The organism is Pengzhenrongella frigida (assembly GCF_004168625.1).
Lineage (GTDB): Bacteria > Actinomycetota > Actinomycetes > Actinomycetales > Cellulomonadaceae > Pengzhenrongella > Pengzhenrongella frigida.
The window spans coordinates 1-26,426 of sequence record NZ_SDWW01000041.1 but is presented as its reverse complement, the minus strand read 5'-3'; the positions used below and the strand labels follow the sequence as shown (position 1 = coordinate 26,426).

Annotated in this window: 21 protein-coding genes; 17 read left to right on the top strand and 4 right to left on the bottom strand. The window is 71.0% G+C overall.

Annotation, left to right across the window (positions count from 1 at the left end):
• The first annotated feature begins 94 nt into the window (after window positions 1-94).
• The gene (locus EUA98_RS15195) at window positions 95-1,036 is read left to right on the top strand and encodes a 2-hydroxyacid dehydrogenase (protein WP_130103537.1); all 942 of its coding nucleotides are present in this window, start codon (window positions 95-97) and stop codon (window positions 1,034-1,036) included.
• Window positions 1,037-1,081: 45 nt separating this feature from the next.
• Here the strand turns inward: EUA98_RS15195 and EUA98_RS15190 are convergent, their stop codons facing one another.
• The gene (locus EUA98_RS15190) at window positions 1,082-1,900 is read right to left on the bottom strand and encodes a MerR family transcriptional regulator (protein ID WP_130103536.1); all 819 of its coding nucleotides are present in this window, start codon (window positions 1,898-1,900) and stop codon (window positions 1,082-1,084) included.
• A gap of 156 nt (window positions 1,901-2,056) precedes the next feature.
• Here EUA98_RS15190 and EUA98_RS15185 point away from each other — a divergent pair, with 156 nt between their 5' ends.
• From EUA98_RS15185 to lplAB, 14 genes are all read left to right on the top strand, one after another.
• The gene (locus tag EUA98_RS15185; RefSeq protein ID WP_130103535.1) at window positions 2,057-2,752 is read left to right on the top strand and encodes a 4a-hydroxytetrahydrobiopterin dehydratase; all 696 of its coding nucleotides are present in this window, start codon (window positions 2,057-2,059) and stop codon (window positions 2,750-2,752) included.
• A gap of 76 nt (window positions 2,753-2,828) precedes the next feature.
• On the top strand, window positions 2,829-4,589 hold the full coding sequence (gene ilvD, locus EUA98_RS15180) for a dihydroxy-acid dehydratase (protein WP_242511571.1): 1,761 nt from the start codon (window positions 2,829-2,831) through the stop codon (window positions 4,587-4,589).
• 153 nt (window positions 4,590-4,742) lie between these two features.
• Window positions 4,743-6,941, top strand: a complete 2,199-nt coding sequence (locus tag EUA98_RS15175; protein WP_130103534.1) for an alpha-galactosidase — start codon at window positions 4,743-4,745, stop codon at window positions 6,939-6,941.
• A 50-nt stretch (window positions 6,942-6,991) separates the two neighbouring features.
• On the top strand, window positions 6,992-8,710 hold the full coding sequence (locus EUA98_RS15170; protein ID WP_130103533.1) for a glycoside hydrolase family 13 protein: 1,719 nt from the start codon (window positions 6,992-6,994) through the stop codon (window positions 8,708-8,710).
• 138 nt (window positions 8,711-8,848) lie between these two features.
• Complete coding sequence (locus EUA98_RS15165) at window positions 8,849-11,032, top strand: carbon starvation CstA family protein (RefSeq protein ID WP_130103532.1); 2,184 nt, start codon at window positions 8,849-8,851, stop codon at window positions 11,030-11,032.
• Window positions 11,029-11,214 carry a CstA-like transporter-associated (seleno)protein gene (locus tag EUA98_RS15160; RefSeq protein ID WP_130103531.1) on the top strand — a complete coding sequence of 62 codons (186 nt, stop codon included), beginning with the start codon at window positions 11,029-11,031 and terminating at the stop codon, window positions 11,212-11,214. Before EUA98_RS15165 ends, EUA98_RS15160 begins: the two co-directional genes overlap by 4 nt.
• A gap of 387 nt (window positions 11,215-11,601) precedes the next feature.
• Window positions 11,602-13,494 (top strand): acetolactate synthase large subunit, encoded by a 1,893-nt coding sequence (locus tag EUA98_RS15155; protein ID WP_130103530.1) that lies wholly within the window; start codon window positions 11,602-11,604, stop codon window positions 13,492-13,494.
• Between the two features lie 13 nt (window positions 13,495-13,507).
• Window positions 13,508-14,032, top strand: coding sequence for an acetolactate synthase small subunit (ilvN, locus tag EUA98_RS15150; protein WP_130103529.1), 525 nt, complete (start codon window positions 13,508-13,510; stop codon window positions 14,030-14,032).
• 49 nt (window positions 14,033-14,081) lie between these two features.
• Window positions 14,082-15,110, top strand: a complete 1,029-nt coding sequence (gene ilvC / locus EUA98_RS15145; protein ID WP_130103528.1) for a ketol-acid reductoisomerase — start codon at window positions 14,082-14,084, stop codon at window positions 15,108-15,110.
• 128 nt (window positions 15,111-15,238) lie between these two features.
• Entirely contained in the window at window positions 15,239-15,937 is a 699-nt protein-coding gene (locus tag EUA98_RS15140) for an ASCH domain-containing protein (protein WP_242511569.1), read from the top strand.
• A 39-nt stretch (window positions 15,938-15,976) separates the two neighbouring features.
• Window positions 15,977-17,047 carry a 3-isopropylmalate dehydrogenase gene (locus tag EUA98_RS15135; protein ID WP_130103527.1) on the top strand — a complete coding sequence of 357 codons (1,071 nt, stop codon included), beginning with the start codon at window positions 15,977-15,979 and terminating at the stop codon, window positions 17,045-17,047.
• Between the two features lie 91 nt (window positions 17,048-17,138).
• Window positions 17,139-18,269 (top strand): branched-chain amino acid aminotransferase, encoded by a 1,131-nt coding sequence (locus EUA98_RS15130; protein ID WP_130103526.1) that lies wholly within the window; start codon window positions 17,139-17,141, stop codon window positions 18,267-18,269.
• A 313-nt stretch (window positions 18,270-18,582) separates the two neighbouring features.
• The gene (cimA, locus tag EUA98_RS15125) at window positions 18,583-20,205 is read left to right on the top strand and encodes a citramalate synthase (RefSeq protein ID WP_130103525.1); all 1,623 of its coding nucleotides are present in this window, start codon (window positions 18,583-18,585) and stop codon (window positions 20,203-20,205) included.
• 121 nt (window positions 20,206-20,326) lie between these two features.
• Window positions 20,327-21,376 carry a lipoate-protein ligase LplAB gene (lplAB, locus tag EUA98_RS15120; protein WP_130103552.1) on the top strand — a complete coding sequence of 350 codons (1,050 nt, stop codon included), beginning with the start codon at window positions 20,327-20,329 and terminating at the stop codon, window positions 21,374-21,376.
• A 31-nt stretch (window positions 21,377-21,407) separates the two neighbouring features.
• Here lplAB and EUA98_RS15115 read toward each other — a convergent pair whose 3' ends face one another.
• The gene (locus EUA98_RS15115; protein ID WP_130103524.1) at window positions 21,408-22,127 is read right to left on the bottom strand and encodes a YggS family pyridoxal phosphate-dependent enzyme; all 720 of its coding nucleotides are present in this window, start codon (window positions 22,125-22,127) and stop codon (window positions 21,408-21,410) included.
• 56 nt (window positions 22,128-22,183) lie between these two features.
• On the opposite strand from EUA98_RS15115, the gene EUA98_RS15110 reads away from it, so the two are divergent.
• The gene (locus tag EUA98_RS15110) at window positions 22,184-22,576 is read left to right on the top strand and encodes a YccF domain-containing protein (protein ID WP_130103523.1); all 393 of its coding nucleotides are present in this window, start codon (window positions 22,184-22,186) and stop codon (window positions 22,574-22,576) included.
• Between the two features lie 46 nt (window positions 22,577-22,622).
• Here EUA98_RS15110 and ybaK read toward each other — a convergent pair whose 3' ends face one another.
• Together ybaK and EUA98_RS15100 are read right to left on the bottom strand one after the other, a co-directional pair.
• Window positions 22,623-23,126, bottom strand: a complete 504-nt coding sequence (gene ybaK / locus EUA98_RS15105; protein WP_130103522.1) for a Cys-tRNA(Pro) deacylase — start codon at window positions 23,124-23,126, stop codon at window positions 22,623-22,625.
• A 12-nt stretch (window positions 23,127-23,138) separates the two neighbouring features.
• On the bottom strand, window positions 23,139-25,661 hold the full coding sequence (locus EUA98_RS15100; RefSeq protein ID WP_130103551.1) for a DEAD/DEAH box helicase: 2,523 nt from the start codon (window positions 25,659-25,661) through the stop codon (window positions 23,139-23,141).
• 276 nt (window positions 25,662-25,937) lie between these two features.
• On the opposite strand from EUA98_RS15100, the gene EUA98_RS15095 reads away from it, so the two are divergent.
• The gene (locus tag EUA98_RS15095; RefSeq protein WP_130103521.1) at window positions 25,938-26,270 is read left to right on the top strand and encodes a hypothetical protein; all 333 of its coding nucleotides are present in this window, start codon (window positions 25,938-25,940) and stop codon (window positions 26,268-26,270) included.
• Window positions 26,271-26,426 lie beyond the last annotated feature (156 nt).

The following is a 26,426-nucleotide window of genomic DNA, read 5'->3' as shown; positions in this document are numbered from 1 at the left end:
TCGAGTGAAGGCAAGCCTGTCCTGGGCCGAAGGTCCCCACTTTCGCCACAGGGCCCGCGTTCACGGGCTCCTGGATTCCCGAAGACAATGAGCCATGCCCACTCCGCACTCCCTGACCGTCACCGTGCCCGACGCCGCCACCCTGGTCGACCTGCGTGCCCCGGCGGGGATCCGGCTGGTGGAGTGGGGCCTGGCGGCCGACCTGCCGGCGGACGTCGCGTCGGTCGTGGACGCCGTCGTCGCACCGCACGGGCTGGTCGACCCGACCGGGTTCGCGCGGTTGCACCGCCTGCCGCGCCTGTCCTACGTCCAGCTGCCCAGCGCCGGCTACGAGCACGTCCTGCCGCACCTGCCGCGCGGGATCACGCTGGCGAACGCGCGCGGGGTGCACGACGACGAGACCGCCGAGCTCGCGATCGGGCTCGTCCTCGCATCGCTGCGCGGCCTCGACGTCTGCCTGCGCCAGCAGGCGGACCGGGTCTGGGCCCCGCACCAGCGGACGTCCCTCGCCGACCGCCGGGTGCTGGTGCTCGGGCACGGGTCGGTCGGGTCCGCGATCGCCGCACGGCTGGTGCCGTTCCGCGTCGACGTCGTGCGGGTCGCCCGCACGGCGCGGGACGAGCCGACGGGGCACGTGCACGGGGTCGACGAGCTCGGTGCGCTGCTGCCGACGGTCGACGTCGTGATCGTGATCGTGCCGCAGACGCCCGACACGGTCGGCATGGTCGACGCGCGCTTCCTCGCCCTCATGCCCGACGGCGCTCTCCTCGTGAACGTGGCGCGCGGCACCGTGGTCGACACCGCCGCGCTCCTGGCCGAGCTCGGATCGGGGCGGCTGCGCGCGGCGCTGGACGTGACCGACCCCGAGCCGCTGCCCGCCGACCACCCGCTGTGGCGGGCGCCGGGCGTGATCATCACGCCGCACGAGGGCGGCAACACGACGGCGACGCACCCGCGGATGGTCGCCCTGGTGCAGGCGCAGCTCGACCGGCTGGTGGCAGGCGAGCCCCTCGCGAACGTCGTCGCGCGGACCTGAACGTCGTCGCGGACCTCGACGTCCCCCCGGAGCTCGCCCCGCCCGTCAGCTCAGGTTGACCCGGGCGTAGACGGCCATCGCGTCACGGAGATAGACGGCCAGCCCCGGGGCGAACGCGTCGTAGGTGGAGGTGAACCGCTCGTCGTCGACGTACATCTGGCCCAGGCCCGCGTACGCCGCCGCGGTCGGGGTCCAGAAGACGACGATCTGCGCGAAGTGCCGGGCCACCAGCGCCTGGACCCGGTCGTCGTCGGGCGTGGCGCCGTCGGCCATCGCGGCAGCCAGGCCGGTGCCGATCGCTGCCGTCTCCCGGTGGTGCTCGGCCTGACCGGCCGGGCCCAGGCGCGCCCATGCGGCGTTGCTGCGGTCGACGGGCTCGTCGCCCCAGCGTTCGCGCGCCTCCGCGTCGTAGGCGCTGTTGTCGAAGCCCTCGTAGAGCCTGTCCGCTGCCATGTCCTCACCTTTCGTCAGTGCCGTGATGGTGGCGGCGACCGTCCGCGCGAGCCGGTCGAACCGGTCCCGCTCGGCCAGCAGCCGCTCCTGGTGCTCGCGCAGGTGCTCGAGCAGCTGGGCGAGCAGAGCGGCGTCGTTGCCGGCGGGATCGGTCCCGCTCGACAGCATCTCGGCCACCGTCGCGAGCGGCACGTCCAGCTCGCGCAGCACGAGGATCTGCTGCAGCCGCAGCAGCTCGTACCGCCCGTAGAAGCGCCGGCCGCCGGGCCCCGCACCGCGGGGAGCGAGCAGGCCGATCGCGTCGTAGTGGCGCAGGGTGCGCGAGGTCACGCCCGACAGCCGGGCGAGGTCCCCGATGAGCCATGTGCCCTCGGTTGAGGTGCGCGCAGTGTCCCGGGTGATCTCCCTCATCGGGCGACCTCCTTCATCACGAGGCCGGGAGATCCGGCCACGAGTTCGACGATAGGAGTTGACGCTACGTCAACTGCAAGTCCCCTCGCGCGGGTGTTCGCGACCGGTGGCCCAGCATCTCCGGTGGCCCAGCATCTCCGGTGGCACAGTGAGTGCATGGCCGCCACCCTGACCTACGCCGCCGTCCAGTCCGCCGTCGATGCGCGCCACTGGCGGGTCGTGCTCGGGGCGCTGCAGGCGAGCTTCCGGACCGAGACGTTCGTCCGCGGGGTCGAGCTCGTGCGCCGGGTCGCCGACCTCGCCGAGGCGGCCGGCCACCATCCCGACGTCGACCTGCGCTACCCCCGCGTGCGGATCACGCTCACCACCCACGACGCCGGCGGACTCACCGCCAAGGACGTCGATCTTGCGGCGAGGATCTCGGCCGTCGCCGACGAGCTCGGGATCGCCGGCGAACCGGCCCGACCGCACAGCCTCGAGATCGCGATCGACGCGCTGAACATCCCGAGCGTGCTGCCGTTCTGGCGCGCCGTGCTGGCCTACCGCGACGAGGTCGTGCCCGACCTCGGCGGCTCGCCCGCGCTCGTCGACCCGGACGGCGTCGGGCCGGTCGTGTGGTTCCAGCAGATGGACGCGCCCCGACCGCAGCGAGGTCGGATCCATCTCGACGTCGATGTGCCGCACGACGTCGCACCCGATCGGGTCGCGGCCGCGATCGCCGCGGGCGGCCGGCTCGTCTCAGACCGGCGCGCACCCTCGTTCTGGGTGCTGGCCGACCCCGAGGGCAACGAGGCGTGCGTGTCCACCTGGAAGGACCGCCAGCAGGACCGCCAGCAGGACCGCCAGGGCTGAGCCGGTCGGCGCGGGAAGTGTCCGGCCAGCGATCCGAGCCGCCGAGGCTGCCACCTGCGGTCCTAGACTCCCGGTCATGACGGCGAAGACCGAGACGGCAAGCACCCCGACCACGACGACCGGCGCCCCGCGCGCCACGGCCATCGACGGCGTCGACATCAAGCCGCGCAGCCGGCTGGTGACCGACGGCATCGAGGCGACGGCCGCACGCGGCATGTTGCGCGCCGTCGGGCTCGGCGACGACGACTTCGCCAAGCCGCAGATCGGCGTCGCGAGCTCGTGGAACGAGATCACGCCCTGCAACCTGTCGCTCGACCGGCTCGCGAAGGCGGTCAAGAACGGCGTGCACGCGGCCGGCGGCTTCCCGCTCGAGTTCGGCACGATCTCGGTGTCCGACGGCATCTCCATGGGCCACGAGGGCATGCACTTCTCGCTCGTCTCGCGCGACATCATCGCCGACAGCGTCGAGACCGTGATGCAGGCCGAGCGCCTCGACGGCTCCGTGCTCCTGGCCGGCTGCGACAAGTCGCTGCCCGGCATGCTGATGGCCGCCGCCCGCCTCGACCTCGCGTCGGTGTTCCTCTACGCGGGCACGATCGCGCCGGGCTGGGTCAAGCTCGAGGACGGCACCGAGAAGGACGTCACGATCATCGACGCGTTCGAGGCCGTCGGCGCGTGCCGCAAGGGCCTCATGAGCACCGAGGACCTGGGCCGCATCGAGCGGGCGATCTGCCCCGGCGAGGGCGCCTGCGGCGGGATGTACACCGCCAACACCATGGCGTCGGTCGCCGAAGCGATGGGGATGTCGCTGCCCGGGTCCGCCGCGCCGCCGGCAGCCGACCGCCGCCGCGACAACTTCGCGATCCGGTCTGGCGAGGCCGTCGTCAACCTGCTGCGCCACGGCATCACCGCGCGGCAGATCATGACCAAGGAGGCGTTCGAGAACGCGATCGCCGTCGTCATGGCGTTCGGCGGCTCGACGAATGCCGTCCTGCACCTGCTCGCGATCGCCTATGAGGCCGAGGTCGACCTCACGCTCGACGACTTCACCCGTGTCGCGTCCCGGGTGCCGCACCTCGGGAACCTCAAGCCGTTCGGCCAGTTCGTGATGAGCGACGTCGACCGGGTCGGTGGCGTACCGGTGGTGATGAAGGCGCTGCTCGACGCCGGCCTGATCCACGGCGACTGCCTCACCGTCACCGGCAAGACCGTCGCGGAGAACCTCGCGGAGATCAACCCGCCGGACCCGGACGGCAAGATCCTGCGCGCGCTGAACAACCCCATCCACGCCACCGGTGGCATCACGATCCTCAAGGGGACGTTGGCGCCCGAGGGCGCGGTCGTGAAGTCCGCCGGGTTCGACTCCGACGTGTTCGAGGGCACCGCGCGGGTCTTCGAGCGCGAGCGGTTGGCGCTCGACGCCCTGGCGGACGGCACCATCGTGGCCGGCGATGTCGTGGTGATCCGGTACGAGGGACCGAAGGGCGGCCCGGGGATGCGCGAGATGCTCGCGATCACCGGAGCGATCAAGGGCGCCGGACTCGGCAAAGACGTCCTGCTGCTCACCGACGGCCGGTTCTCGGGCGGTACGACCGGCCTGTGCGTGGGGCACGTCGCCCCCGAGGCGGTCGACGCCGGTCCCATCGCCTTCGTGCGCGACGGCGATCGGATCCGGCTCGACGTCGCGCACGCCCGGCTCGACCTGCTCGTGGACCCGGCCGAGCTCGCCGCCCGTCGCGAAGGCTGGGAGCCGCTGCGGTCCGCCTACACCCGGGGCGTGCTCGCGAAGTACGTCAAGCTGGTGCAGTCGGCGTCGGTGGGTGCGGTCCTCGTCTGAGCGTCGGCGGCGCGCGACTTGATCACGGCGTCGATCGCGGTCGCGGGGGATCGCGGTCGCCGGGCATCGCGGTCGCGGGGGATCGCGGTCGGCGCGGATACCCTCGTCCCCCTGGTCGCCACCGCACCGGCGGCACCTGGACGAAGGAGTCTCATGCCCGACGGGTGCCCTGCATCGATCCTGCACCTGCGGGCCGGCGGTACGAGCGTGGTCGTGGACGCGCGCGGCGAGAGCCTGCCGCGGATCGTCCACTGGGGGGCCGACCTCGGCGACCTCGCCCCCGACCTGCTCGCCTCGCTGGTCGACGCCCAGGCGCCGCAACGGGTGTCGGGCAGCACGGATCAGACGCCGTCGGCAAGCCTGCTCCCGGAGCAGTCCAGCGGGTGGCTGGGCACTCCGGGTCTGACCGGTCACCGTCACGGGGCCGCGTTCTCGACGGCGCTGCGGACGACTGCAGTGCGGACGACTGCAGTGCGGACGACCGCAGTGCGGACGACAGGTTCGCCGGACGCGCCCGGCATCGTGGTCGAGGCGATCGATCCCGCGGCCGAGCTGGCGGTGACCCTCGAGCTCGAGGTCACCGCAGCCGGCCTGGTGCGCCAACGGGCGACCGTGCGCAACCTCGGGGCGCAGACCTTCGAGCTCACCGGTGTCCTGGCGACGTTCCCCGTGCCCGACGCGGCGACCGAGCTGCTCGACCTGACCGGGCGCCACCTGCGCGAGCGCTCGCCCCAGCGGCAGCGGTGGGACGTCGGGACGCACCTGCGCGAGGGGCGGCGCGGGCGGCCGGGCGCCGACTCGTCGCTGCTGCTCGTGGCCGGCGAGGAGGGTTTCGGGGCCCGCTCCGGCCGGGTGTGGGGCGTGCACCTTGCCTGGAGCGGGAACCAGCGGCTGCTGGCCGAGCGCACCATCTCGGGAGTCTCGTTCCTCGCCGCCGGCGAGCTCCTGCTCGCGGGTGAGATCCTGCTCGCGCCCGACGAGCGCTACGAGTCGCCGTGGGTGTTCGGGTCGCACGGCGACGGGCTCGACGAGCTCGCCACCCGGTTCCACGAGCACCTCCGGGCGCGGCCCGAGCACCCCCGCGGGCCCCGGCCGGTGACCTTGAACGTGTGGGAGGCCGTCTACTTCGATCACGACCTGACCCGCCTCACGGCGCTCGCCGAGGCCGCGGCCACCGTGGGGGTCGAGCGATTCGTGCTCGACGACGGGTGGTTCTCCCACCGCCGCGACGACTCGGCGGGCCTGGGGGACTGGTACGTCGATGCGGACGTCTGGCCCGACGGGCTCGCGCCGCTGATCACCCGGGTGCGCGGTCTTGGCATGGAGTTCGGGCTCTGGGTCGAGCCCGAGATGGTCAACCCGGACTCGGACCTCGCGCGGGCGCACCCCGACTGGATCCTGCAGACCGGTGGGCGCACCCCGCCCAGTGCGCGCAACCAGCAGGTTCTCGACCTCGGCCGGCCCGAGGCGTACGACCACATCCTCGAGCGGCTCGACGCCCTGCTGGCCGAGAACGACATCGCCTATCTCAAGTGGGACCACAACCGCGACCTCATCGACGCCGGTCACGGCCCGCGCGGGGTCGCGGGGGTCCACGGTCAGACGGCTGCGCTCTACGCGCTCCTCGCCGAGCTCCGGCGCCGCCACCCCGACGTCGAGATCGAGTCCTGCGCGTCCGGGGGCGCCCGGGTGGACCTGGGGATCCTGCAGTTCACCCAGCGCGTCTGGGCGAGCGACTGCATCGACCCGCTCGAACGGGACCAGATCCAGCGGTGGACCGAGCTGCTCGTGCCGCCCGAGATGATCGGCGCCCACATCGGGAGCCCCGTCTCGCACACGACCGGGCGCACGCACGCGCTCGACTTCCGGGCGGCGGCGGCGTTCTTCGGCCACCTCGGGATCGAGTGGGACCTCACGACCGCGACGGGTGACGAGCTCGCGCGCCTCGCCGAGTGGGTCGCTGCCCACCGCGCGCATCGCGCACTGCTGCACTCGGGCGTCGTCGTGCATGCCGACCAGCCCGACCCCGCGCTGCGGCTGCACGGCGTGGTGGCTCCCGACGGCGGCGAGGCCATCTACGCCCTGACCCAGCGCGAGACCAGCGTCTGCTACCCGACCGGATCGGTGACCCTGCCCGGCCTGGCCGCCGACGCGACCTACGAGGTGCGCCCGCTCGCGCCCGGGGACCAGATCGTCGGCACCGGCCAGTCGGCGCTGCCGTGGTGGGGGACCGGCGTGCGGTCGACGGGACGGGCGCTGGCGGTGGTCGGGCTGCGCGCCCCGGTGCTCTTCCCGGAACGGTCCGTCCTGCTGCACGCGCGGCGGATCGACCCCGGTGCGGAACTGCGCTAGACCGGACCTGACCAGATCCCGCCGTTCGTCGAAGCACGAGGAGCTCTTCTGTGACCACCACCGCCGCACCCTGGTGGACGAGCGCCGTCGTCTACCAGGTCTACCCGCGCAGCTTCGCCGACTCGAACGGCGACGGGATCGGTGACCTGCGGGGGATCGCCAGCAAGCTCGACCACCTCGAGCGGCTCGGGGTCGACGTGATCTGGTTGTCGCCCGTGTACGCCTCCCCGCAGGACGACGCCGGGTACGACATCAGCGACTACCAGGCGATCGACCCGTCGTTCGGCACGCTCGAGGACTTCGACGCGCTGCTCGCCGACGTGCACGCGCGCGGGATGAAGCTCGTCATGGATCTCGTCGTCAACCACACCTCCGACGAGCACCCGTGGTTCATCGAGTCGCGGTCGTCGGTCGACAGCCCCAAGCGGGACTGGTACTGGTGGCGGCCGGCCCGGCCGCACATGGAGGCCGGCGCTCCCGGGGCCGAGCCGACCAACTGGGGCTCGTTCTTCTCCGGTCCGGCCTGGGACCTCGACGAGCTGACCGGTGAGTACTACCTGCACCTGTTCTCCCGCAAGCAGCCGGACCTCAACTGGGAGAACCCGCAGGTGCGCGCCGCGATCTACTCGATGATGCGGTGGTGGCTCGACCGCGGGGTCGACGGATTCCGGATGGACGTCATCAACTTCATCTCCAAGGACGTGCGCGCGGACGGCTCGCTGCCGGACGGCATCGTGCACGACGGCGCGCTGTACGGGGACGGGCAGCCGCACTACGGGTGCGGCCCGCGGATCCACGAGTACCTGCAGGAGATGAACCGCGAGGTCTTCGCCGGACGCGAGTCCGCGCCGCTCACCGTGGGGGAGATGCCCGGCGTGACCGTCGAGGAGGCGGTGCTGTTCACCGACCCGGCCCGCGCCGAGGTCGACATGGTCTTCCAGTTCGAGCACGTCGGCCTCGACCACGGGGCGAACAAGTTCGACGTGCACCCGCTGCGGCTCACGGACCTGAAGGCGTCGTTCGGTCGCTGGCAGGCCGGCCTCGCCGAGAGCGGCTGGAACAGCCTCTACTGGGACAACCACGACCAGCCGCGCATCGTCTCGCGGTTCGGCGACGACGGCGAGCACCGCGAGCTCTCCGCCACGATGCTCGCCACGGTGCTGCACCTGCACCGCGGCACGCCGTACATCTACCAGGGCGAAGAGCTCGGGATGACGAACGCCCACTTCGAGTCCATCGACTCCTACCGCGACATCGAGACCCTCAACTACTTCGCCGAGGCGATCGCGCACGGCCACGCGACCCAGGACGACCTGCTCGAGTCGTTGCGGGTGATGAGTCGCGACAACGCGCGGACCCCGGTCCAGTGGGACGACGGCCCGCACGCGGGGTTCACGACCGGCCAGCCGTGGATCGCGGTCAACCCGAACTCTTCCGAGATCAACGCCGCCGCGCAGCACGACGACCCGGGGTCGGTCTTCCACTTCTACCGGCGCCTGATCGAGCTCCGGCACACCGAACCGGCCGTCGCGCTCGGGGACTTCACGATGCTCATGGCCGACGACGAGGCGGTGTACGCCTTCGTGCGTCGGCTGGCGGGCACCGAGCTGCTCGTGGTGGGCAACTTCACCGACCGCGAACAGCTGGTGGTGCTGCCCGCCGCCGAGATCTGGGCCGACGCCGAGCTCGTGCTCGGGAACTACCCGGACGCCGGAAGCGTTGATATCGCCCGGCCGTGGGAAGCGCGGGTCTTTCGTCGGTTAGTCTGATCTTTGTCACGACATCGCCGCCGTTCAGGCCCGGGTGAGTGACCCCACCCACCCAGGAGCCTCGTGGCCGACATCGCCGTCGAACTGGTTCGGACCGATCCCACCTCACCCCCGGTCGGGGTGATCGACAGATCACCGATGACCCCGCGCAAGCGCCTCCTGTTCGCGGCGATCGGGCTGCTCGGGGCGGTCTCGTGGGCGATGATCGCGTTCTTCCGCGGGGAGAGCGTCAACGCCGTCTGGTTCGTCCTCGCGGCGGTCTCGACCTATGTGGTCGCCTACCGGTTCTACGCGCGCCTGATCGAGTACAACGTCGTGAAGCCGCGTGACGACCGGGCGACGCCCGCGGAGACGTACGACAACGGCAAAGACTTCATGCCGACCGACCGGCGCGTGCTGTTCGGGCACCACTTCGCCGCCATCGCGGGGGCCGGCCCGCTCGTCGGGCCCGTGCTGGCCGCCCAGATGGGGTTCCTGCCAGGGACCATCTGGATCATCTTCGGCGCGGTGCTCGCCGGGTGCGTCCAGGACTACCTCGTCCTGACCCTCTCGGTGCGCCGCGGCGGCCGCAGCCTCGGCCAGATGGCGCGGGACGAGCTCGGTCGGGTCGGCGGGACGGCGGCCCTGGTCGGCGTGTACGTCATCATGATCATCGTCATCGGGATCCTCGGGCTCGTCGTCGTCAACGCGCTCGCGGCCAGCCCGTGGGGCGTGTTCTCCATCGCCATGACCATCCCGATCGCGCTGTTCATGGGCGTGTACCTGCGCACGCTGCGGCCGGGCAAGGTCTCCGAGGTCTCCGTCATCGGCCTCGTGCTCCTGCTCCTCGCGATCATCTCCGGCGGCTGGGTCGCCGAGACCGCCTGGGGCCAGTCCTGGTTCACGCTCGAGCCCGTCACGATCGCGTGGTGCCTGATCGCCTACGGCTTCGCGGCCTCGATCCTGCCGGTGTGGCTCCTGCTGGCGCCGCGCGACTACCTGTCGACCTTCATGAAGGTCGGCACGATCGCCCTGCTCGCGATCGGCATCCTGTTCGTCCGACCCGAGATCCACGCCCCCGCCGTGACGACCTTCGCGCTCGAGGGCAACGGTCCGGTGTTCGCCGGGTCGCTCTTCCCGTTCCTGTTCGTCACGATCGCGTGCGGGGCACTGTCCGGGTTCCACTCGCTCATCGCCTCGGGGACGACGCCGAAGCTGCTCGAGAAGGAGAGCCAGGCACGGATCATCGGCTACGGCGGCATGCTGACCGAGTCGTTCGTCGCGATCATGGCCCTGGTCACCGCGCTCGTGATCGACCAGAACCTCTACTTCGTCATGAACGCCCCCGGCGCCCTCACCGGCGGCACCCCGGAGACCGCGGCGGCCTACGTCAACACGCTCGGGCTCGGCGGTGCGCCCATGACGGCGGCCGACATCTCCCAGGCGGCGGCGAACGTCGGCGAGGCGTCGATCATCTCCCGCACCGGCGGGGCCCCGACGCTCGCGATCGGCATGTCCCAGGTGCTCTCGGGGGTGTTCGGCGGGTCCGCGCTCGCGGCGTTCTGGTACCACTTCGCGATCATGTTCGAGGCGCTGTTCATCCTCACGACCGTCGATGCGGGGACTCGCGTCGCCCGGTTCATGCTCTCGGACACCATCGGCAACCTGGGCGGGCGGGCCAAGCGCTTCCGGGACCCGTCCTGGCGCTTCGGTGCCTGGTTCTGCTCGGCGATCGTGGTGGCCTGCTGGGGGGCGATCATGCTCATGGGCGTGACCGACCCCCTCGGCGGGATCAACACGCTGTTCCCGCTGTTCGGGATCGCCAACCAGCTCCTCGCCGCGATCGCGCTGACCGTCGTGACCGCCGTCCTGGTCAAGCAGGGCCGCGGCAAGTGGGCCTGGGTCGCCGGTGCCCCGCTGATCTGGGACCTCATCATCACGATGACGGCGTCGTACCAGAAGATCTTCTCGAGCAACCCGAAGATCGGGTACTGGGCCAACCACCAGGCCTTCCTCGAGGCCAAGGCGTCCGGTGCGCAGACGTTCGGTTCGGCGGCGACGCCGCAGGCGATCGATGCCGTCATCCGGAACACCTTCATCCAGGGGACGCTGTCGATCGTCTTCGCGGTGCTCGTGCTGATCGTCGTGGGCGCGGCCGTGTCGGTCATGGTCCGCTCGATCAAGCTCGGGGGGATGCCGACCAGCGAGGACCCCGCGCTGCCGTCGCACCTGTTCGCGCCGAGCGGGCTCCTCGCCACGCCGACCGAGAAGGCCATCCAGGCCGAGTGGGACGCCCGTGGCCGCGAGGGTGATCGCCGGCCCGTCGCGACCGGCACCCATTGAGGGCCGCCGTGGCGCGGGCGGCGGCCGGCGTGCGGTGGTACTGGACGACCCTGATGGGTGACCACGACTATGAGCGCTACGTCGCGCACCTCGCCCGGGTGCACCCGGGCGAGGAACCGGAGAGCATCCGCGAGTACTGGCGCTCGCGCCACGACTCTCCCGTCCAGGCGCGGTGCTGCTGACGCTGGCGCGGTGCTGCTGACGCTGGCGCGGTGCTGCTGACGCTGGCGCGGTGCTGCTGACTGCAATCGGAACCCCGACCGGTGCGGGTGCCCTCGACGAGCTCGACGGCGCCCCCACCGGGCGTTCCACTGGATGGTCACGTGAACCACGATGTGAGACAGCGATGGGTTGGAGTGACATCGGACCCCGCGCGGGCGTAACGTACGTCCGGTGCAGTCGATTCTCGTAGTTAACGAGCGCGTCGCCTAAAGATCCAACGGATCAACGGCAACGCGCCTCCCCTCGTCCAGCCCGCTTGGGCCGAGGGGCTTTTTTGTGTCACGGCACGTGCATCTCGCAGTCTGCAGTGCAGAGCAGCACCCGCACCGACGTCTTAGGAGAGATCGATGGTCCAGGGACACCACCCGGCGCCGCCGCGCGGCAGCGGTCTGCGCGGCACGTCCGCGTCGGACAGCTCGCGCGCAGCGACGCCTGACACATCCGCGCCGAGCCGCCTCGCCGCGGTCGCCCGCCCGGCCGCCATCGGGCCGGAAGCCGTCACCGGCGCGAAGGCGATCGTCCGCTCCCTCGAGGAGGTCGGTGTCGACGTCGTCTTCGGTATCCCCGGCGGCGCGATCCTGCCCATGTACGACCCGCTCATGGACTCCGAGCGCGTCCGCCACATCCTCGTGCGGCACGAGCAGGGTGGCGGCCACGCGGCCTCGGGCTATGCGCACGCGACGGGCCGGGTCGGCGTCTGCATCGCGACGTCGGGCCCCGGGGCGACCAACCTGGTCACCCCGCTCGCCGACGCGAACATGGACTCGATCCCCCTCGTCGCGATCACCGGTCAGGTGGGTGCGTCGATGATCGGTACCGATGCGTTCCAGGAGGCCGACATCGTCGGCATCACGCTCCCGATCACCAAGCACAACTTCCTCGTGACCAACGCCGACGACATCCCCCGCGTGATCGCGGAGGCGTTCCACATCGCCTCCACCGGTCGCCCGGGCCCCGTGCTCGTGGACATCTCCAAGTCCGCGATGCAGGCGAGCACGACCTTCTCCTGGCCGCAGCAGCTCAACCTGCCGGGCTACCACCCGGTCACCAAGCCGCACTCCAAGCAGATCCGGGAGGCCGCGCGGCTGCTCGCGACGGCGCGCCGGCCTGTGCTCTACGTCGGTGGCGGTGCCATCCGGTCCGGCGCGTCCGCCGAGCTGCGACAGCTCGTCGACGCCTCGGGCGCCCCCGTGGTGACGACGTTGATGGCGCGCGGGGCCCTGCCCGACTCGCACCCGCAGCACCTCGGCATGCCGGGCATGCACGGGACCGTCGCCGCGGTCGCCGCGCTGCAGAAGGCTGACCTCATCGTCGCCCTCGGAGCACGGTTCGACGACCGCGTGACCGGCAAGCTGTCGAGCTTCGCGCCGCACGCGACGATCGTGCACGCGGACATCGATCCCGCGGAGATCGGCAAGAACCGCACCGCGGACGTGCCGATCGTCGGGGACCTGCGCGAGGTCATCGCCGACCTGCTGCCCGAGCTGGCGCGCGAGCACGCCCAGCGCGGCAAGCCGGACCTCGAGGGCTGGTGGCGGCAGATCAACGACTGGCGCGAGACGTTCCCGCTCGGGTACTCCGAGCCGGAGGACGGGCACCTCGCGCCGCAGCACGTGATCCAGCGGATCGGTGAGATCTCCGGGCCGGAGTCGATCTTCGTGGCCGGCGTCGGCCAGCACCAGATGTGGGCCTCGCAGTTCATCAAGTACGAGCGTCCCAACGCCTGGCTCAACTCCGGCGGCCTGGGCACGATGGGCTACGCGATCCCGGCCGCGATGGGGGCCAAGGTCGGCGCACCGGACCGCGTCGTGTGGGCGATCGATGGTGACGGCTGCTTCCAGATGACCAACCAGGAGCTCGCCACCTGCACGATCAACGACATCCCGATCAAGGTCGCCGTCATCAACAACTCCTCGCTCGGCATGGTCCGCCAGTGGCAGACCCTGTTCTACGAGGAGCGCTACTCCAACACCGACCTGCACACGGGCCACGGCACGGTGCGCGTCCCCGACTTCGTCAAGCTGGCCGACGCCTATGGCGCCGTGGGCCTGCGGTGCGAGAGCAAGGGCGACGTCGACGCGACGATCAAGCGCGCGATGGAGATCAACGACCAGCCCGTGGTGATCGACTTCACCGTCTCACGCGATGCGATGGTGTGGCCGATGGTCACCGCCGGGGTCAGCAACGACGAGGTCCAGTACGCGCGGGGCATCTCCCCGGCGTGGGACCGAGAGGACTGAGGGGACAATGGCAATGAGCAGGCACACACTCTCCGTCCTGGTCGAGAACAAGCCCGGCGTGCTCACGCGCGTCGCGGGGCTGTTCGCCCGCCGGGCGTTCAACATCCACTCCCTCGCGGTCGGGCCGACCGAGCACGACGAGATCTCGCGCATCACCTTCGTCGTCGACGTCGAGGATGCGCCGCTCGAGCAGGTGACCAAGCAGCTCAACAAGCTGATCAACGTCATCAAGATCGTCGAGCTCGAGGGGCCGACGTCGGTCCAGCGTGAGCTGATGCTGGTGAAGGTCCGGGCCGAGCCCGCCCAGCGCAGCGGCGTCCTGGAGGTCGTCGAGCTCTTCCGGGCGCACGTGGTCGACGTCGTGCCCGACGCCCTGACGATCGAGGCGACCGGCGGACCCGACAAGCTCGATGCACTGCTTGCCGCCCTCGAGCCGTTCGGGATCCGCGAGATCGTCCAGTCCGGGACCGTCGCGATCGGCCGCGGTGCCCGCTCCATCACAGACCGCGCCATGGACCGCGTCAGCCGACCGGCCTGACCCCCACCCCACCCGTCCGCTGAACCACCCCCACTCAAGGAGATCCACCGTGGCAGAGCTTTTCTACGACGACGACGCCGACCTGTCCATCATTGCCGGCCGCAAGGTCGCCGTGATCGGGTACGGCAGCCAGGGGCACGCGCACGCGCTCAACCTGCGCGACTCCGGCGTCGACGTCCGCGTCGGCCTGCGTGAGGGCAGCGCGTCCCGCACCAAGGCCGAGAACGAGGGCCTGCGCGTGCTCTCGGTCGCGGACGCAGTCAAGGAGGCCGACGTCGTCGTCGTGCTCGCCCCCGACCAGGCCCAGCGTTCGGTCTACCGCGACGAGATCGCCCCGAACCTGGCACCCGGCGCGGCGCTCGTCTTCGCGCACGGCTTCAACATCCGGTTCGGCTACATCACCCCGCCGGCCGGCGTCGACGTCGTGATGATCGCGCCCAAGGGGCCCGGACACCTGGTGCGGCGCGAGTACGTCGACGGGCGCGGCGTGCCCGTGATCGTCGCCGTCGAGCAGGACGCGACCGGCGGCGCGTGGGCGCTCGCGCTGTCGTACGCCAAGGCGATCGGCGGCCTGCGGGCGGCCGGCATCAAGACGACCTTCACCGAGGAGACCGAGTCCGACCTGTTCGGCGAGCAGGCCGTGCTGTGCGGCGGCGTCTCGCAGCTCATCCAGTACGGCTTCGAGACGCTCACCGAGGCGGGCTACCAGCCGGAGGTCGCCTACTTCGAGGTGCTGCACGAGCTCAAGCTCATCGTCGACCTCATCAACGAGGGCGGGATCGCCAAGCAGCGCTGGAGCGTCTCGGACACCGCGGAGTACGGCGACTACGTCTCCGGGCCGCGCGTGATCGACCCGAGCGTGAAGGAGAACATGAAGGCGGTCCTCGCGGACATCCAGAGTGGCGCCTTCGCCAAGCGGTTCATCGACGACCAGGACGCCGGCGCGCCCGAGTTCAAGGCGCTGCGCGCCAAGGGCGAGGCGCACCCCATCGAGGCCGTCGGACGCCAGCTCCGCAAGCTCTTCGCGTGGGTCAAGCCGTCGGAGACGGACTACGTCGAGGGCTCCGCGGGCCGCTGACCGCGCGCTGTCGCGAGTGAGTCACGATCCGCCCGTCGAAGCACCCTTCGACGGGCGGATCGTCGTTCTGGGCCAGTCGGGTCGGCCAGCGGGCCGACCGGTGCTGCCCGGCGGGGGAGGATGGTGGCGTGACGGACAGCGCGGGGTTGCACGGTGCCGAGCGAAGCGACGGCGAATCGATCGACGGGGTCAACCTGTCCGACGGGGTCAACCTGTCCGATGAGGTCGACCTGCCCGACGGCGACGCGGTCGCGGCGTTTTGGGAGCTCGCGCGGCGACAGGTCGGGCTCGGTCGGCTGGGCGTGATCGTCGGGCCCAGCCCGACGGAGAGCATCCCGCCCCCGGCGTGGGCGTTCGGCGACTCACCGGAGCTCGCTGACGGGCTGCTCGCGGCGGTGCTGAACGGCACCAAGACCGCGTGCTCCTCCGGCGTCTGGGAGTACGAGACCGCCACGGACGCGCAGGGCGGGACCGGAACGGAGGCCCTCCCTCAGGAGGGTGACCTGTCGATCATCCTCGATGGTCGCGGGCATCCGCGGGCGCTCGTGCGGACCACCTCCGTGCGCATCGCCGCGTTCGCCGAGGTCGACGCCGAGTTCGCCCGGCTCGAGGGTGAGGACGACCTGTCGCTCGAGGCATGGCGGATAGGCCATCAGGCCTACTTCTCCCGAAGCCAGGCAGCGCACGGGGTTGCGCCGGTCGATCCCGCCGTCGAGAGCTCTGGCTTCGACGAGTCGGTCCAGCTGGTGCTGGAGCAGTTCGAGCTGCGGTACCCGCCCCGTCGGAGCCCCTCCGACGACGCCACCGCGGACCACATCTCGAGATAGTCGTCCCGATGGGTGGGACGCGGCGATAGGATGACCCACATGACGCGCACCCTCGAACTGGCAGTGATCGCTGGCGACGGCATCGGTACGGAGGTCGTCGAGCAGGGGCTGCTCGCGCTCGACGCGGCGCTGAGCGGGCAGGACGTCGTCGTGCACCCCACCGCTTTCGACCTGGGTGCCAAGCGCTGGCACGCGACCGGTGAGACGCTCACCGATGCCGACCTCGCAGCGATCCGCACGCACGACGCGATCCTGCTCGGCGCGGTCGGCGACCCGCAGGTCCCGTCGGGCGTCCTGGAGCGGGGGCTGCTGCTGCGGCTCCGGTTCGCGCTGGACCACTACGTGAACCTGCGGCCGAGCCGCCTGTACCCCGGGGTGACCTCCCCGCTGTCCGCGCCCGGTGAGGTGGACTTCGTCGTCGTGCGCGAGGGGACCGAAGGGCCGTACGTCGGCAACGGCGGCGCGATCCGCGTGGGCACGCCGCACGAGGTCGCCAACGAGGTGAGCGTCAACACGGCGTTCGGGGTCGAGCGCGTGGTCCGCGACGCGTTCGCCCGTGCGGCCGCCCGGCCGCGCAAGAAGCTGACCCTCGTGCACAAGCACAACGTGCTGGTGCACGCCGGGCACCTGTGGCGCCGCACCGTCGAGGCCGTCAACGCCGAGTTCCCGGAGGTGACCGTCGACTACCTGCACGTGGACGCGGCGACGATCCTGCTGGTGACGAACCCGGCGCGGTTCGACGTGATCGTCACCGACAACCTGTTCGGTGACATCCTCACCGACCTCGCCGCGGCGATCACGGGCGGCATCGGGCTGGCCGCGTCGGCCAACATCAACCCCGACCGCGACGCCGCGGGCAAGTCCGTCGCTCCGTCGATGTTCGAGCCCGTGCACGGTTCGGCTCCGGACATCGCGGGCCAGGGCAAGGCGGACCCGACGGCGACGGTCCTGTCCGTCGCGCTCCTGCTGGACCACGTCGGGCTGCCCGACGCCGCCGCACGCGTCGAGCGCGCCGTGGCGGCCGACCTCGCCGATCGCCTCGCGCACGTGGGGCGGGTGCGGTCGACCACCGAGGTCGGTACCGATCTCGCTGCGCGGATCCGCGGCTGACCTTCGACCGGCCCCGCCCGCACCGCCGCCACGAACCCGGCCGCGACCGCGGGTACCGTCGTTCTCGTCTACCTGCTGAAAGGCCCTCCTCATGACCACGACCTCCGATCTCGACGCCCTCGGTGCGCGCGGCGACAGCTCCACGGCATTCGAGCTGCGCCTGAGCGACACGCCCGTACCCACGGCGGAGCGCGAGGCGGAGATCGCCGCGCCCAAGTTCGGCACGGTCTTCACCGATCACATGGCGCGGATCAGCTGGTCGGCGAGCACCGGATGGCACGACCGACGCGTGGTGAAGTACGGGCCGCTGCTGCTCGACCCGGCGTCGGCCGTGCTGCACTACGGCCAGGAGATCTTCGAGGGGCTCAAGGCGTACCGCCACGCGGACGGCTCGATCTGGACCTTCCGGCCCCAGGCGAACGCGGCCCGGTTCGCGGCGTCGGCCCGCCGGCTCGCGCTGCCCGAGCTGAGCGAGGAGGACTTCCTCGGTGCCATCACCGCCCTCGTCCGCACGGATGTGGCCTGGGTGCCGTCGGGCGGCGAGACCAGCCTGTACCTGCGCCCGTTCATGTACGCCTCGGAGAAGTACCTCGGTGTGCGCACGACGCTCGAGGCGGAGTTCCTCGTGATCGCGTCGCCCGTCGGGTCGTACTTCGGCGCCGTGGTCGCGCCGGTGTCGATCTGGGTCTCGCAGCACTACCACCGGGTGGGTGCCGGCGGCACGGGCGCAGCCAAGTGCGGTGGCAACTACGCCGCCAGCCTGCTGCCCCAGCAGGAGGCGCACGAGCGCGGGTGCGAGCAGGTCTGCTTCCTCGACGCCGCGACCAACACCCAGATCGAAGAGCTCGGGGGGATGAACGTCGTCGTCGTGCACGCCGACGGCCGGGTGTCGACGCCTGCGCTCACCGGATCGATCCTCGAGGGCGTCACCCGCTCGTCGATCATCGCGCTCCTGACCGACGCCGGGCACGAGGTCGACGAGCGCACGATCCTGCTCACCGAGCTCCAGGACGGCATCGCGGACGGTTCGATCGCCGAGGTCTTCGCCTGCGGGACGGCGGCCGTCATCACCCCGATCGGCCGGCTGGCGGGGGAGGACTTCAACCTCACCGTGGCCGACGGTGCCGCCGGCGCGGTCACCACCCGGATCCGCGGTGAGCTCACCGACATCCAGTACGGCCGTGCGACGGACCGTCACGCCTGGCTCCGCCGGCTCGTGTAGCAGCTGGCTCCGAACTCCCGTTCATCCAGCAGGTGGACGGGAGTTCTCACGCCCCGGACGTCTGTGCCATGATCACCCCGTGCCACTGTTCCAGCTCCTTATCGTGTAGCGCGTTCGGCAGACCGCCGAACGCGCAGACCTCCCGTACCCTCGGGGGGTCTTTTTGTTGTCGGGCCCACCCCCCTACCCGACAGCCCGTCGATCGCCAGTCCGGCACCACCCCCCGCCGGCAGCTCCCCGCACAGGGATACGCGATCGACGAAGACTCTTGTCTCCCGGCACGTCACCGTCTCCATGCTCAAGAGAGTTCATCGTGACCAGCGACCACTCGCAGCACAGTGCATTCGACGTCTACGACACGACGTTGCGCGACGGCGCGCAGCAGGAGGGGATGAACCTCTCCGTCGCGGACAAGCTCGCCATCGCCCCGCTTCTGGACGAGCTGGGGGTCGGCTTCATCGAGGGCGGGTGGCCGGGTGCGATCCCGAAGGACACGGAGTTCTTCGCTCGGGCGGCCAAGGAGCTGCACCTGACCAACGCGGTGCTCGCCGCCTTCGGGGCCACCCGGAAGGCGGGGGTGAAGGCAGTGGACGACCCGCAGGTGCGGGCGCTGCTCGATGCCCAGACGCCGGTGGTCACCCTCGTCGCCAAGACCGACATCCGCCACGTCGAGCGCGCGCTGCGCACGACCGCCGCGGAGAACCTCGCGATGATCACCGACACCGTCTCGCTCCTGGTGGGCGAGGGGCGGCGCGTCGTGCTCGACGCCGAGCACTTCTTCGACGGCTACCGGTACGACCCCGGCTACGCCCTCGAGGCGATCCTGGCGGCGTTCGGGTCGGGCGCTGAGGTCGTCACGCTGTGCGACACGAACGGCGGCATGCTGCCCGACGGCGTGGCGCAGATCGTCGGCGAGGTGCAGGCCGCCGTCGGGCATGGTCCCCGGCTGGGAATGCACGCGCACAACGACTCCGGCTGCGCGGTCGCGAACACCCTCGCGGCGGTCGGCGCCGGCGCAGGTCATGTGCAGGGGACGGTCAACGGGTACGGCGAGCGCACGGGCAACGCCGACCTCATCGCCGTGGTCGCGAACCTCGAGATCAAGCAGGGACGCAACCTGCTCGTCGGTTCCGGCGGCCTGCGAGAGGCCACCCGCATCGCGCACGCCATCAGCGAGATCACCAACATCAGCCCGTTCGCACGCCAGCCCTACATCGGTGCGAGCGCGTTCGCCCACAAGGCGGGGCTGCATGCGAGCGCCATCCGCGTGGATCCGGACCTCTACCAGCACATCGACCCGATCCGGGTCGGCAACGACATGCGCATGCTCATCTCCGACATGGCCGGTCGCGCGTCGATCGAGCTCAAGGGTCGCGAGCTCGGCATCGACCTGGCGGGGCAGAGCGAACTGCTCGGCAGGGTGATGAACCGCATCAAGGACGCTGAGGCGCAGGGCTACACCTACGACGCCGCGGACGCCTCGTTCGAGCTGTTGCTGCGCGAGGAGGTCGACGGCGAGCGGCTCGCCTTCTTCGACGTCGAGAGCTGGCGGGTCATCGTCGAGACGCTCCCCGGGACCCTCGACCATGCGAACGCCGAGGCGACCGTGAAGCTCACCGCGGGTGGCACGCGCACCGTCGCGACGGGTGAGGGCAACGGGCCCGTCAACGCCCTCGACCACGCGCTGCGCCAGGCGCTGGTCACGACGTATCCCGAGATCGAGCGCCTCGAGCTGATCGACTTCAAGGTGCGGATCATGGACACGATGCACGGCACCGACGCGGTCACACGCGTGCTCGTGGAGACCATGGACTCCGGTGCGGAGACGACGTGGCGCACCGTCGGCGTCGGCCCCAACGTCATCGAGGCCTCGTTCGAGGCGATCGTCGACTCGATCGTCTACGGCCTGCTGCGCGCGGGCGTGGCCCGCCGCTGACCGTCGACGGGCAGGGCTCGCGGGCAGCCTGCCATCCGGCCGGTCGTAGGATGATTTCGTGACAATCCCCGTGTCGATGCCCGATTCCGTCCAGCCCCGCGACGCCGCCGAGCTCGTCGCCCTGCGGGGGGAGTACAAGGTTCCGGGCGGCAAGCTGGTGGCGGCCGACGTCGTGGTCGCCGACGGGCTGCTGGCGTCGGTTGCCATCAGCGGTGACTTCTTCCTCGAGCCCGACGACGCGCTCGAGCGGATCGACGCCGCCCTGGTCGGGCAGCTCGTCGAGGCGAAGGTTCCGGAGCTCACCCGGGCGATCGAGGCCGCGCTCGACGACACGGTCACGCTCGTAGGGTTCACCGCCGAGTCGGTGGCGATCGCCGTGCGGCGGGCCTTGGGCCACGCGACGAGCTGGCGCGACCACACCTTCGAGCTGATCCACACCGGCCCGCAGGCGCCCGCGCTGCACGTGGCCCTCGACCAGGTGCTCGCCGAGGAGCTCGCGGCCGGCCGACGCGGCCCGACGCTGCGGTTCTGGGAGTGGGTCGAGCCCGCCGTCGTCATCGGCTCGTTCCAGTCGCTGCGCAACGAGGTGGACCCCGACGGCGCCGACAAGCACGGCATCACCGTCGTGCGGCGCATCTCGGGCGGCGGAGCGATGTTCATGGAGGCGGGCAACTGCATCACGTTCTCGCTCGTGGTGCCCGCCTCCCTCGTCGACGGGCTCAGCTTCGAGCAGTCCTATGCCTTCCTGGACGACTGGGTGATCGGTGCGCTGGCCGACGTCGGCGTCATCGCGGGGTTCTCCGGCCTGAACGACATCGCCTCCCCGGCCGGCAAGCTCGCCGGCGCCGCGCAGAAGCGCCTGGCCGGGGGAGCCGTGCTGCACCATGTGACGATGGCGTACGACATCGACGCCGACAAGATGCTCGAGGTGCTGCGGATCGGGCGCGAGAAGCTCTCCGACAAGGGCACCACGAGCGCCAAGAAGCGCGTGGACCCCGTCCGCTCGCAGACCGGCCGCCCGCGTACCGAGGTCATCGAGGCGTTCAAGACCCACTTCCGCGGGCGCTACGACACGGTCGACGGCGAGCTCCGCGAGGCCGAGGTCGCGCGGGCCGAGCACCTGGTCAGCACCAAGTTCGGTACGCCGGAGTGGCTCACGCGCGTCCCGTGAGGCGATCAGCGGCGACGACCTGCTGCGTCGGCTACCGGGGGCGGGCGCCGAACACGCCGGTACCGACCCGCACGATCGTGGCCCCCTCGGCGATCGCGAGCTCGAGGTCGCCGCTCATGCCCATGGACAGCTCGGTGACGTCCGTCGTGCCCGCCAGACCCGAGCCGACGACGGCGTCGCGCAGCTCGCGCAGGTGTGCGTAGCCCGCGCGGACGAGCCCGGCATCGGGGGAGTTCGCCCCGATCGTCATGAAGCCGCGCAGACGTAGGCCGGGGATGCCCGCGACGGCGCCCGCAAAGTCCGTCGCCGAGTCGGGCAGCACACCGTACTTGGTCGGCTCGCCCGAGACGTTGACCTGGATCAGGACGTCGAGCACGCGCCCGGCCTCGGCGCTGCGCTCGCCGAGGCGCGCGGCGATCTCCGGGGAATCCACGCTCTGGACGCAGGTCGCCCAGCGCAGGGCCGGATTGGCCTTGTTGCCCTGCAGGTGGCCGATGAGGTGGATCTCGACGCCGAGCCCCGCGAGCTCGGGTCCCTTGGCGACGAGCTCCTGGACCCGGTTCTCCCCGATCAGGTCGACCCCCGCGCCGATCGCGGCGCGGATCAGGCTCGCGGGCATGGTCTTGGTGGCGACCAGGAGCCGCACCGCACCCGCGGGCCGGCCGGCATCGTGCTCGGCGGCCGCGATCCGGGCGCGCACCGCGCCCAGCCGGGTCGCGATCCCCGCCACGTGGGCGTCGTCGTCAGTCATGGAACGGCACCCTATCCGGGTGTGAGTCCGCGGCCCGAGTGCGGCAGGCTGGGGGCATGCGCACGCTCCTGAACCTCATCTGGCTCGTCCTGGCCGGCTTCTGGATGGCCGTCGGCTATGCCGTCGCCGGGATCATCTGCTTCGTCCTGATCGTCACGATCCCGTTCGGCATCGCGTCGTTCCGGATCGCGAACTACGTGCTCTGGCCGTTCGGTCGCACGGTGGTCGACAAGCCGTCGGCGGGGGTCGGCTCGGCAATCGGCAACGTGATCTGGCTGATCGTGGCGGGGATCTGGCTCGCGATCGGCCACCTGATGACCGGCATCGCGTTGTGCGTGACGATCATCGGGATCCCGATGGGGATCGCCAGCTTCAAGCTCATCCCCGTCTCTCTCATGCCGCTCGGGAAGGACATCGTCTCGAGCGACGCGCCGTTCGGGGCGCGCTGACCGCAGCTGGCGCCGGCTCTGCCCGGCTGCGCCTGATGCGGGCCCGCTATGCCCGGGCGATCGGGGCGACGACGGCGTCGGTCAGCCGGACGAGATCGGCCGGCGCGAGCTCGACGTCGAGCCCGCGGCGGCCACCTGAGACGAACACCGTCGCGTGGCCGGTCGCGGTCACGTCGACCACCGTGCGTAGCCGCTGCCGCTGGCCGAGCGGGGAGATCCCGCCAGCCACGTAGCCGGTCGCGCGCTCGGCCGCAGCCTGCTCGGCCATCGCGGCCTTCTTGCCGCCGACGGCGTGCGCGAGGGACTTGAGGTCGAGCTGTCCGGTGACGGGCACGACGGCGACCGTGAGCGCGCCGTCGACGGAGGTCACCAGGGTCTTGAACACCCGTGCGGGTTCGACCCCGAGGACCTCGGCAGCCTCGAGCCCGTACCCGAGCCCGCTCGCGGGATCGTGCTCGTACGGGTGCACCGAGTGGGCGACACCGGCGCCATCGAGGGCGACGAGGGCAGGGGTGCCGCCGGCGGAGTGCTTGGTCGACTTCTTGGCCATGTGTACTGCCCCCTACATCGGGCCGACGGCGGTCACGTGCAGCACTGCCTCACCTGCGACGTCGCTGGCAGCGAGGTCCACGACCGCCCCGATGAACCAGTCGTGGTCGCCGGCGGGCTCGTCGTCCAGCATCTGGCGGACCTCCCAGCGCGCGCCCTCCTCACCGGTGCGCTCGGTGATCTGCAACAGCTTGGGGCCGCGCGCGTTCGGGCCGATGCCGATCGCGTCGTGGTCGACGTAGAACGGGTCGAGCGCGGTGGCCCAGGCCTCGGAGTCCCAGCCGTCGGCGCCGTCGAGCGCGCCCAGCGCGGCGTAGTTCTCGCGAGCGGCCAGGTCGACCCGCCGGAAGAGGGCGTTGCGGACCAGGGCGCGGAAGGCACGCTTGTTCGTCGTGATCGGCTTCGGGGCGTCCTCGGTGTCCACATCGACCACCGCGTCCGAGCCGTCGTCGGCCGGATTGCGCAGCCGCTCCCACTCGTCGAGCAGGCTCGAGTCGGTGCGGCGGACCAGCTCGCCGAGCCACTCGACCAGCTCGGCCAGCTCTTCGGTGCGGCTCTCCTCGGGGACCGTCTGACGCAGTGCGCGGTACGCGTCGGCCAGGTAGCGCAGCAGGACGCCCTCGGTCCGCTCCAGCGCGTAGTACGAGACGTACTCGACGAACGTCATCGTGCGCTCGTGCATGTCACGCACGACCGACTTGGGGGAGAGCTCGAGGTCCGCGACCCACGGGTTGGTCTGACGGTACGTGACGAACGCACCGGTGAGGAGCTCCGCGAGCGGCATCGGGTAGGTGACGTCCTCGAGCAGCGCCATCCGCTCGTCGTACTCGAGGCCGTCGGCCTTCATGGCCGCGACCGCCTCGCCGCGCGCCTTGTTCGCCTGCGCGGACAGCACCTGGCGCGGGTTGTCGAGGGTCGACTCGATGACCGAGACGACGTCCAGCGCGTGGGTGGGGGACTCGAGGTCGAGCAGGTCCAGGGCGGCGAACGCGAACGGCGAGAGGGCCTGGTTCAGCGCGAAGTTCGCCGGGATGTCGACGGTGAGCCGGACGGTCAGGCCGTGCCCGTCCGGTCGTGGCACGCGCTCGATGACGCCGGCCGCCTTCAGGGAGCGGTAGACGGCGACCGCCTGACGCACGTGCCGGCCCTGGGCGGACTCGGGCTCGTGGTTGTCCGTGAGCAGGTGCTTCATCGCCGCGATGGGCTCGCCCGGACGTGCCAGGACGTTGAGCACCATCGCATGCGAGACCGCGAAGCTCGAGGTCAGCTGCTCGGGGGCGGCGTCGCGCAGTCGTTCGTACGTCTTGTCCGTCCAGTTGACCGCGCCGTCGGGGGCCTTCTTGCGCACGACCTTGCGGATCTTCTTCGGGTCGTCCCCGGCGCGCTCGAGCTGCTTGCGGTTCTCGATGACGTGATCGGGCGCCATCACGATCACCTCGCCGACGGTGTCGTAGCCCGCCCGCCCGGCGCGGCCCGCGATCTGGTGGAACTCCCGCGCGGACAGGTGCCTCATCCGGACGCCGTCGTACTTGACCAGGGAGGTCAGCACGACCGTGCGGATCGGCACGTTGATCCCGACACCCAGGGTGTCGGTTCCGCACACGACCTTGAGCAGGCCCTTCTGCGTGAGGCGCTCGACGACGCGCCGGTACTTGGGCAGCATCCCGGCGTGGTGCACGCCGATGCCGTGGCGCAGCAGGCGAGACAGCGTGCGGCCGAAGCCCGGGCCGAACCGGAACGCCCCCAGCTCGACGGCGATCTGGTCGCGCTGCTCGCGGGTGGCGACGTTCATGCTCATCAGCGCCTGGGCTCGCTCGACGGCGGCCGCCTGCGTGAAGTGCACGACGTAGACCGGCGCGCGGTGGGTGTTGACGAGCTCCTCGAGCAGCTCGTGCAGCGGCTCGATGGCGTAGCTGAACGTCAGCGGTACCGGTCGTTCGGTGTTCTCGACGACCGCGACCAAGCGCTCGGTGCGCCGTTCGAGGTCCTCCTTGAAGAACGTGACGTCGCCGAGCGTCGCCGACATGAGCAGGAACTGCGCCTGGGGAAGCTCGAGGAGGGGGATCTGCCAGGCCCAGCCGCGCTGCGGGTCCGCATAGAAGTGGAACTCGTCCATGACGACCTGCCCGACGACGGTCGGGTCGCCCTCGGCGCCCCCCTCCCGCAGGGCGATGTTCGCGAGGATCTCGGCCGTGCAGCAGATGATCGGTGCGCCGGGGTTCACGGACGAGTCGCCGGTCATCATCCCGACGTTCTCGGACCCGAACGCCGCGACGAGCGAGAAGAACTTCTCGCTGACGAGCGCCTTGAGCGGCGCCGTGTAGTAGGTGCGGCGTCCCTGGGCGAGTGCCACGAAGTGGGCGGCGATGGCGACGAGCGACTTCCCGGAACCGGTTGGGGTCGACAGGATCACGTGCGAACCGGTCACCAGCTCGAGCAGCGCCTCCTGCTGTGCGGGGTAGAGCTCGAGACCCTGATCCGTCGCCCAGGCGATGAATGCCTCGTAGAGGGAGTCCGCGTCCGGCTGCGCCGGCATCCGCGCGGAGAGCGTGAGCGGGCGGTCGGTGAGGGTGGACACCCCCCTATCGTCTCAGGCGTGGCGGTCGGGCTCGCTCGGGTCGGGCGCGGAGCCGCGAATCTGGGGCGACCGTCCCGTCTGGGGCAGGAGTCTCCTTCGGGTGGCCGTCATGTCGCAGTCATGTCCGGGTGGCACGCCCAGCGGGCACAGCCGGCCGCTCTAGAGTCGTAGCCGCAGAGTCGAGCCCTCCGCTGGAGGGTGTCGAGACACCCGGGGAAGAAACGGTGGCGAAGCATGGCAGCAGGTCTCGAGTCGGCGGTCCCCGAACCCGGCAGATCCGCACCGGACCGACCGGCAGCGAGCGGTGACTGCGCACGTGAGGAGACGACGGGGCGAAACACCGCGGCGACGGTCGGGCTGGTCCTTGGGCTCGTCAGCGTGGTGGTGAACCCGATCCTGCTGGTGGGGATCGCCGCGATCGGGTTCTCGGCGTTCGGCTACAACCGGGCGTCGCTGATGAGCCAGTTCGGGTACGCGCCGATCGGCAAGCGGAAAGCCGTGCTCGGCATGATTCTCGGGTTGCTCGGAATTATTGAGTCCGTGGTGTTCAAGGGCTCATTGTTCTGAGGCTGCGGCGTCCGGACTGCGGCGTCCGGACTGCGGCGTCCGGACTGCCTGCGCCCGCTTCGGCGGGAAAGGTTGATCCTCATTCTGGTCGGAGTGGTTGGCCGTTTTGGTCGGTGAATTGCCAGCCGTGGCCGGGTTCCCAGTGGATCTCGATGT

What these genes read in the sequence shown, in the direction of transcription:
- EUA98_RS15195 (WP_130103537.1), top strand. Translation starts at nt 95, where the DNA reads ATGCCCACTCCGCACTCCCTGACCGTCACCGTGCCCGACGCCGCCACC.
- EUA98_RS15190 (WP_130103536.1), bottom strand. Translation starts at nt 1,900, where the DNA reads ATGAGGGAGATCACCCGGGACACTGCGCGCACCTCAACCGAGGGCACA.
- EUA98_RS15185 (WP_130103535.1), top strand. Translation starts at nt 2,057, where the DNA reads ATGGCCGCCACCCTGACCTACGCCGCCGTCCAGTCCGCCGTCGATGCG.
- ilvD (WP_242511571.1), top strand. Translation starts at nt 2,829, where the DNA reads ATGACGGCGAAGACCGAGACGGCAAGCACCCCGACCACGACGACCGGC.
- EUA98_RS15175 (WP_130103534.1), top strand. Translation starts at nt 4,743, where the DNA reads ATGCCCGACGGGTGCCCTGCATCGATCCTGCACCTGCGGGCCGGCGGT.
- EUA98_RS15165 (WP_130103532.1), top strand. Translation starts at nt 8,849, where the DNA reads ATGACCCCGCGCAAGCGCCTCCTGTTCGCGGCGATCGGGCTGCTCGGG.
- EUA98_RS15155 (WP_130103530.1), top strand. Translation starts at nt 11,602, where the DNA reads ATGGTCCAGGGACACCACCCGGCGCCGCCGCGCGGCAGCGGTCTGCGC.
- ilvN (WP_130103529.1), top strand. Translation starts at nt 13,508, where the DNA reads ATGAGCAGGCACACACTCTCCGTCCTGGTCGAGAACAAGCCCGGCGTG.
- EUA98_RS15135 (WP_130103527.1), top strand. Translation starts at nt 15,977, where the DNA reads ATGACGCGCACCCTCGAACTGGCAGTGATCGCTGGCGACGGCATCGGT.
- EUA98_RS15130 (WP_130103526.1), top strand. Translation starts at nt 17,139, where the DNA reads ATGACCACGACCTCCGATCTCGACGCCCTCGGTGCGCGCGGCGACAGC.
- EUA98_RS15115 (WP_130103524.1), bottom strand. Translation starts at nt 22,127, where the DNA reads ATGACTGACGACGACGCCCACGTGGCGGGGATCGCGACCCGGCTGGGC.
- EUA98_RS15110 (WP_130103523.1), top strand. Translation starts at nt 22,184, where the DNA reads ATGCGCACGCTCCTGAACCTCATCTGGCTCGTCCTGGCCGGCTTCTGG.
- ybaK (WP_130103522.1), bottom strand. Translation starts at nt 23,126, where the DNA reads ATGGCCAAGAAGTCGACCAAGCACTCCGCCGGCGGCACCCCTGCCCTC.
- EUA98_RS15100 (WP_130103551.1), bottom strand. Translation starts at nt 25,661, where the DNA reads ATGCCGGCGCAGCCGGACGCGGACTCCCTCTACGAGGCATTCATCGCC.
- EUA98_RS15095 (WP_130103521.1), top strand. Translation starts at nt 25,938, where the DNA reads ATGGCAGCAGGTCTCGAGTCGGCGGTCCCCGAACCCGGCAGATCCGCA.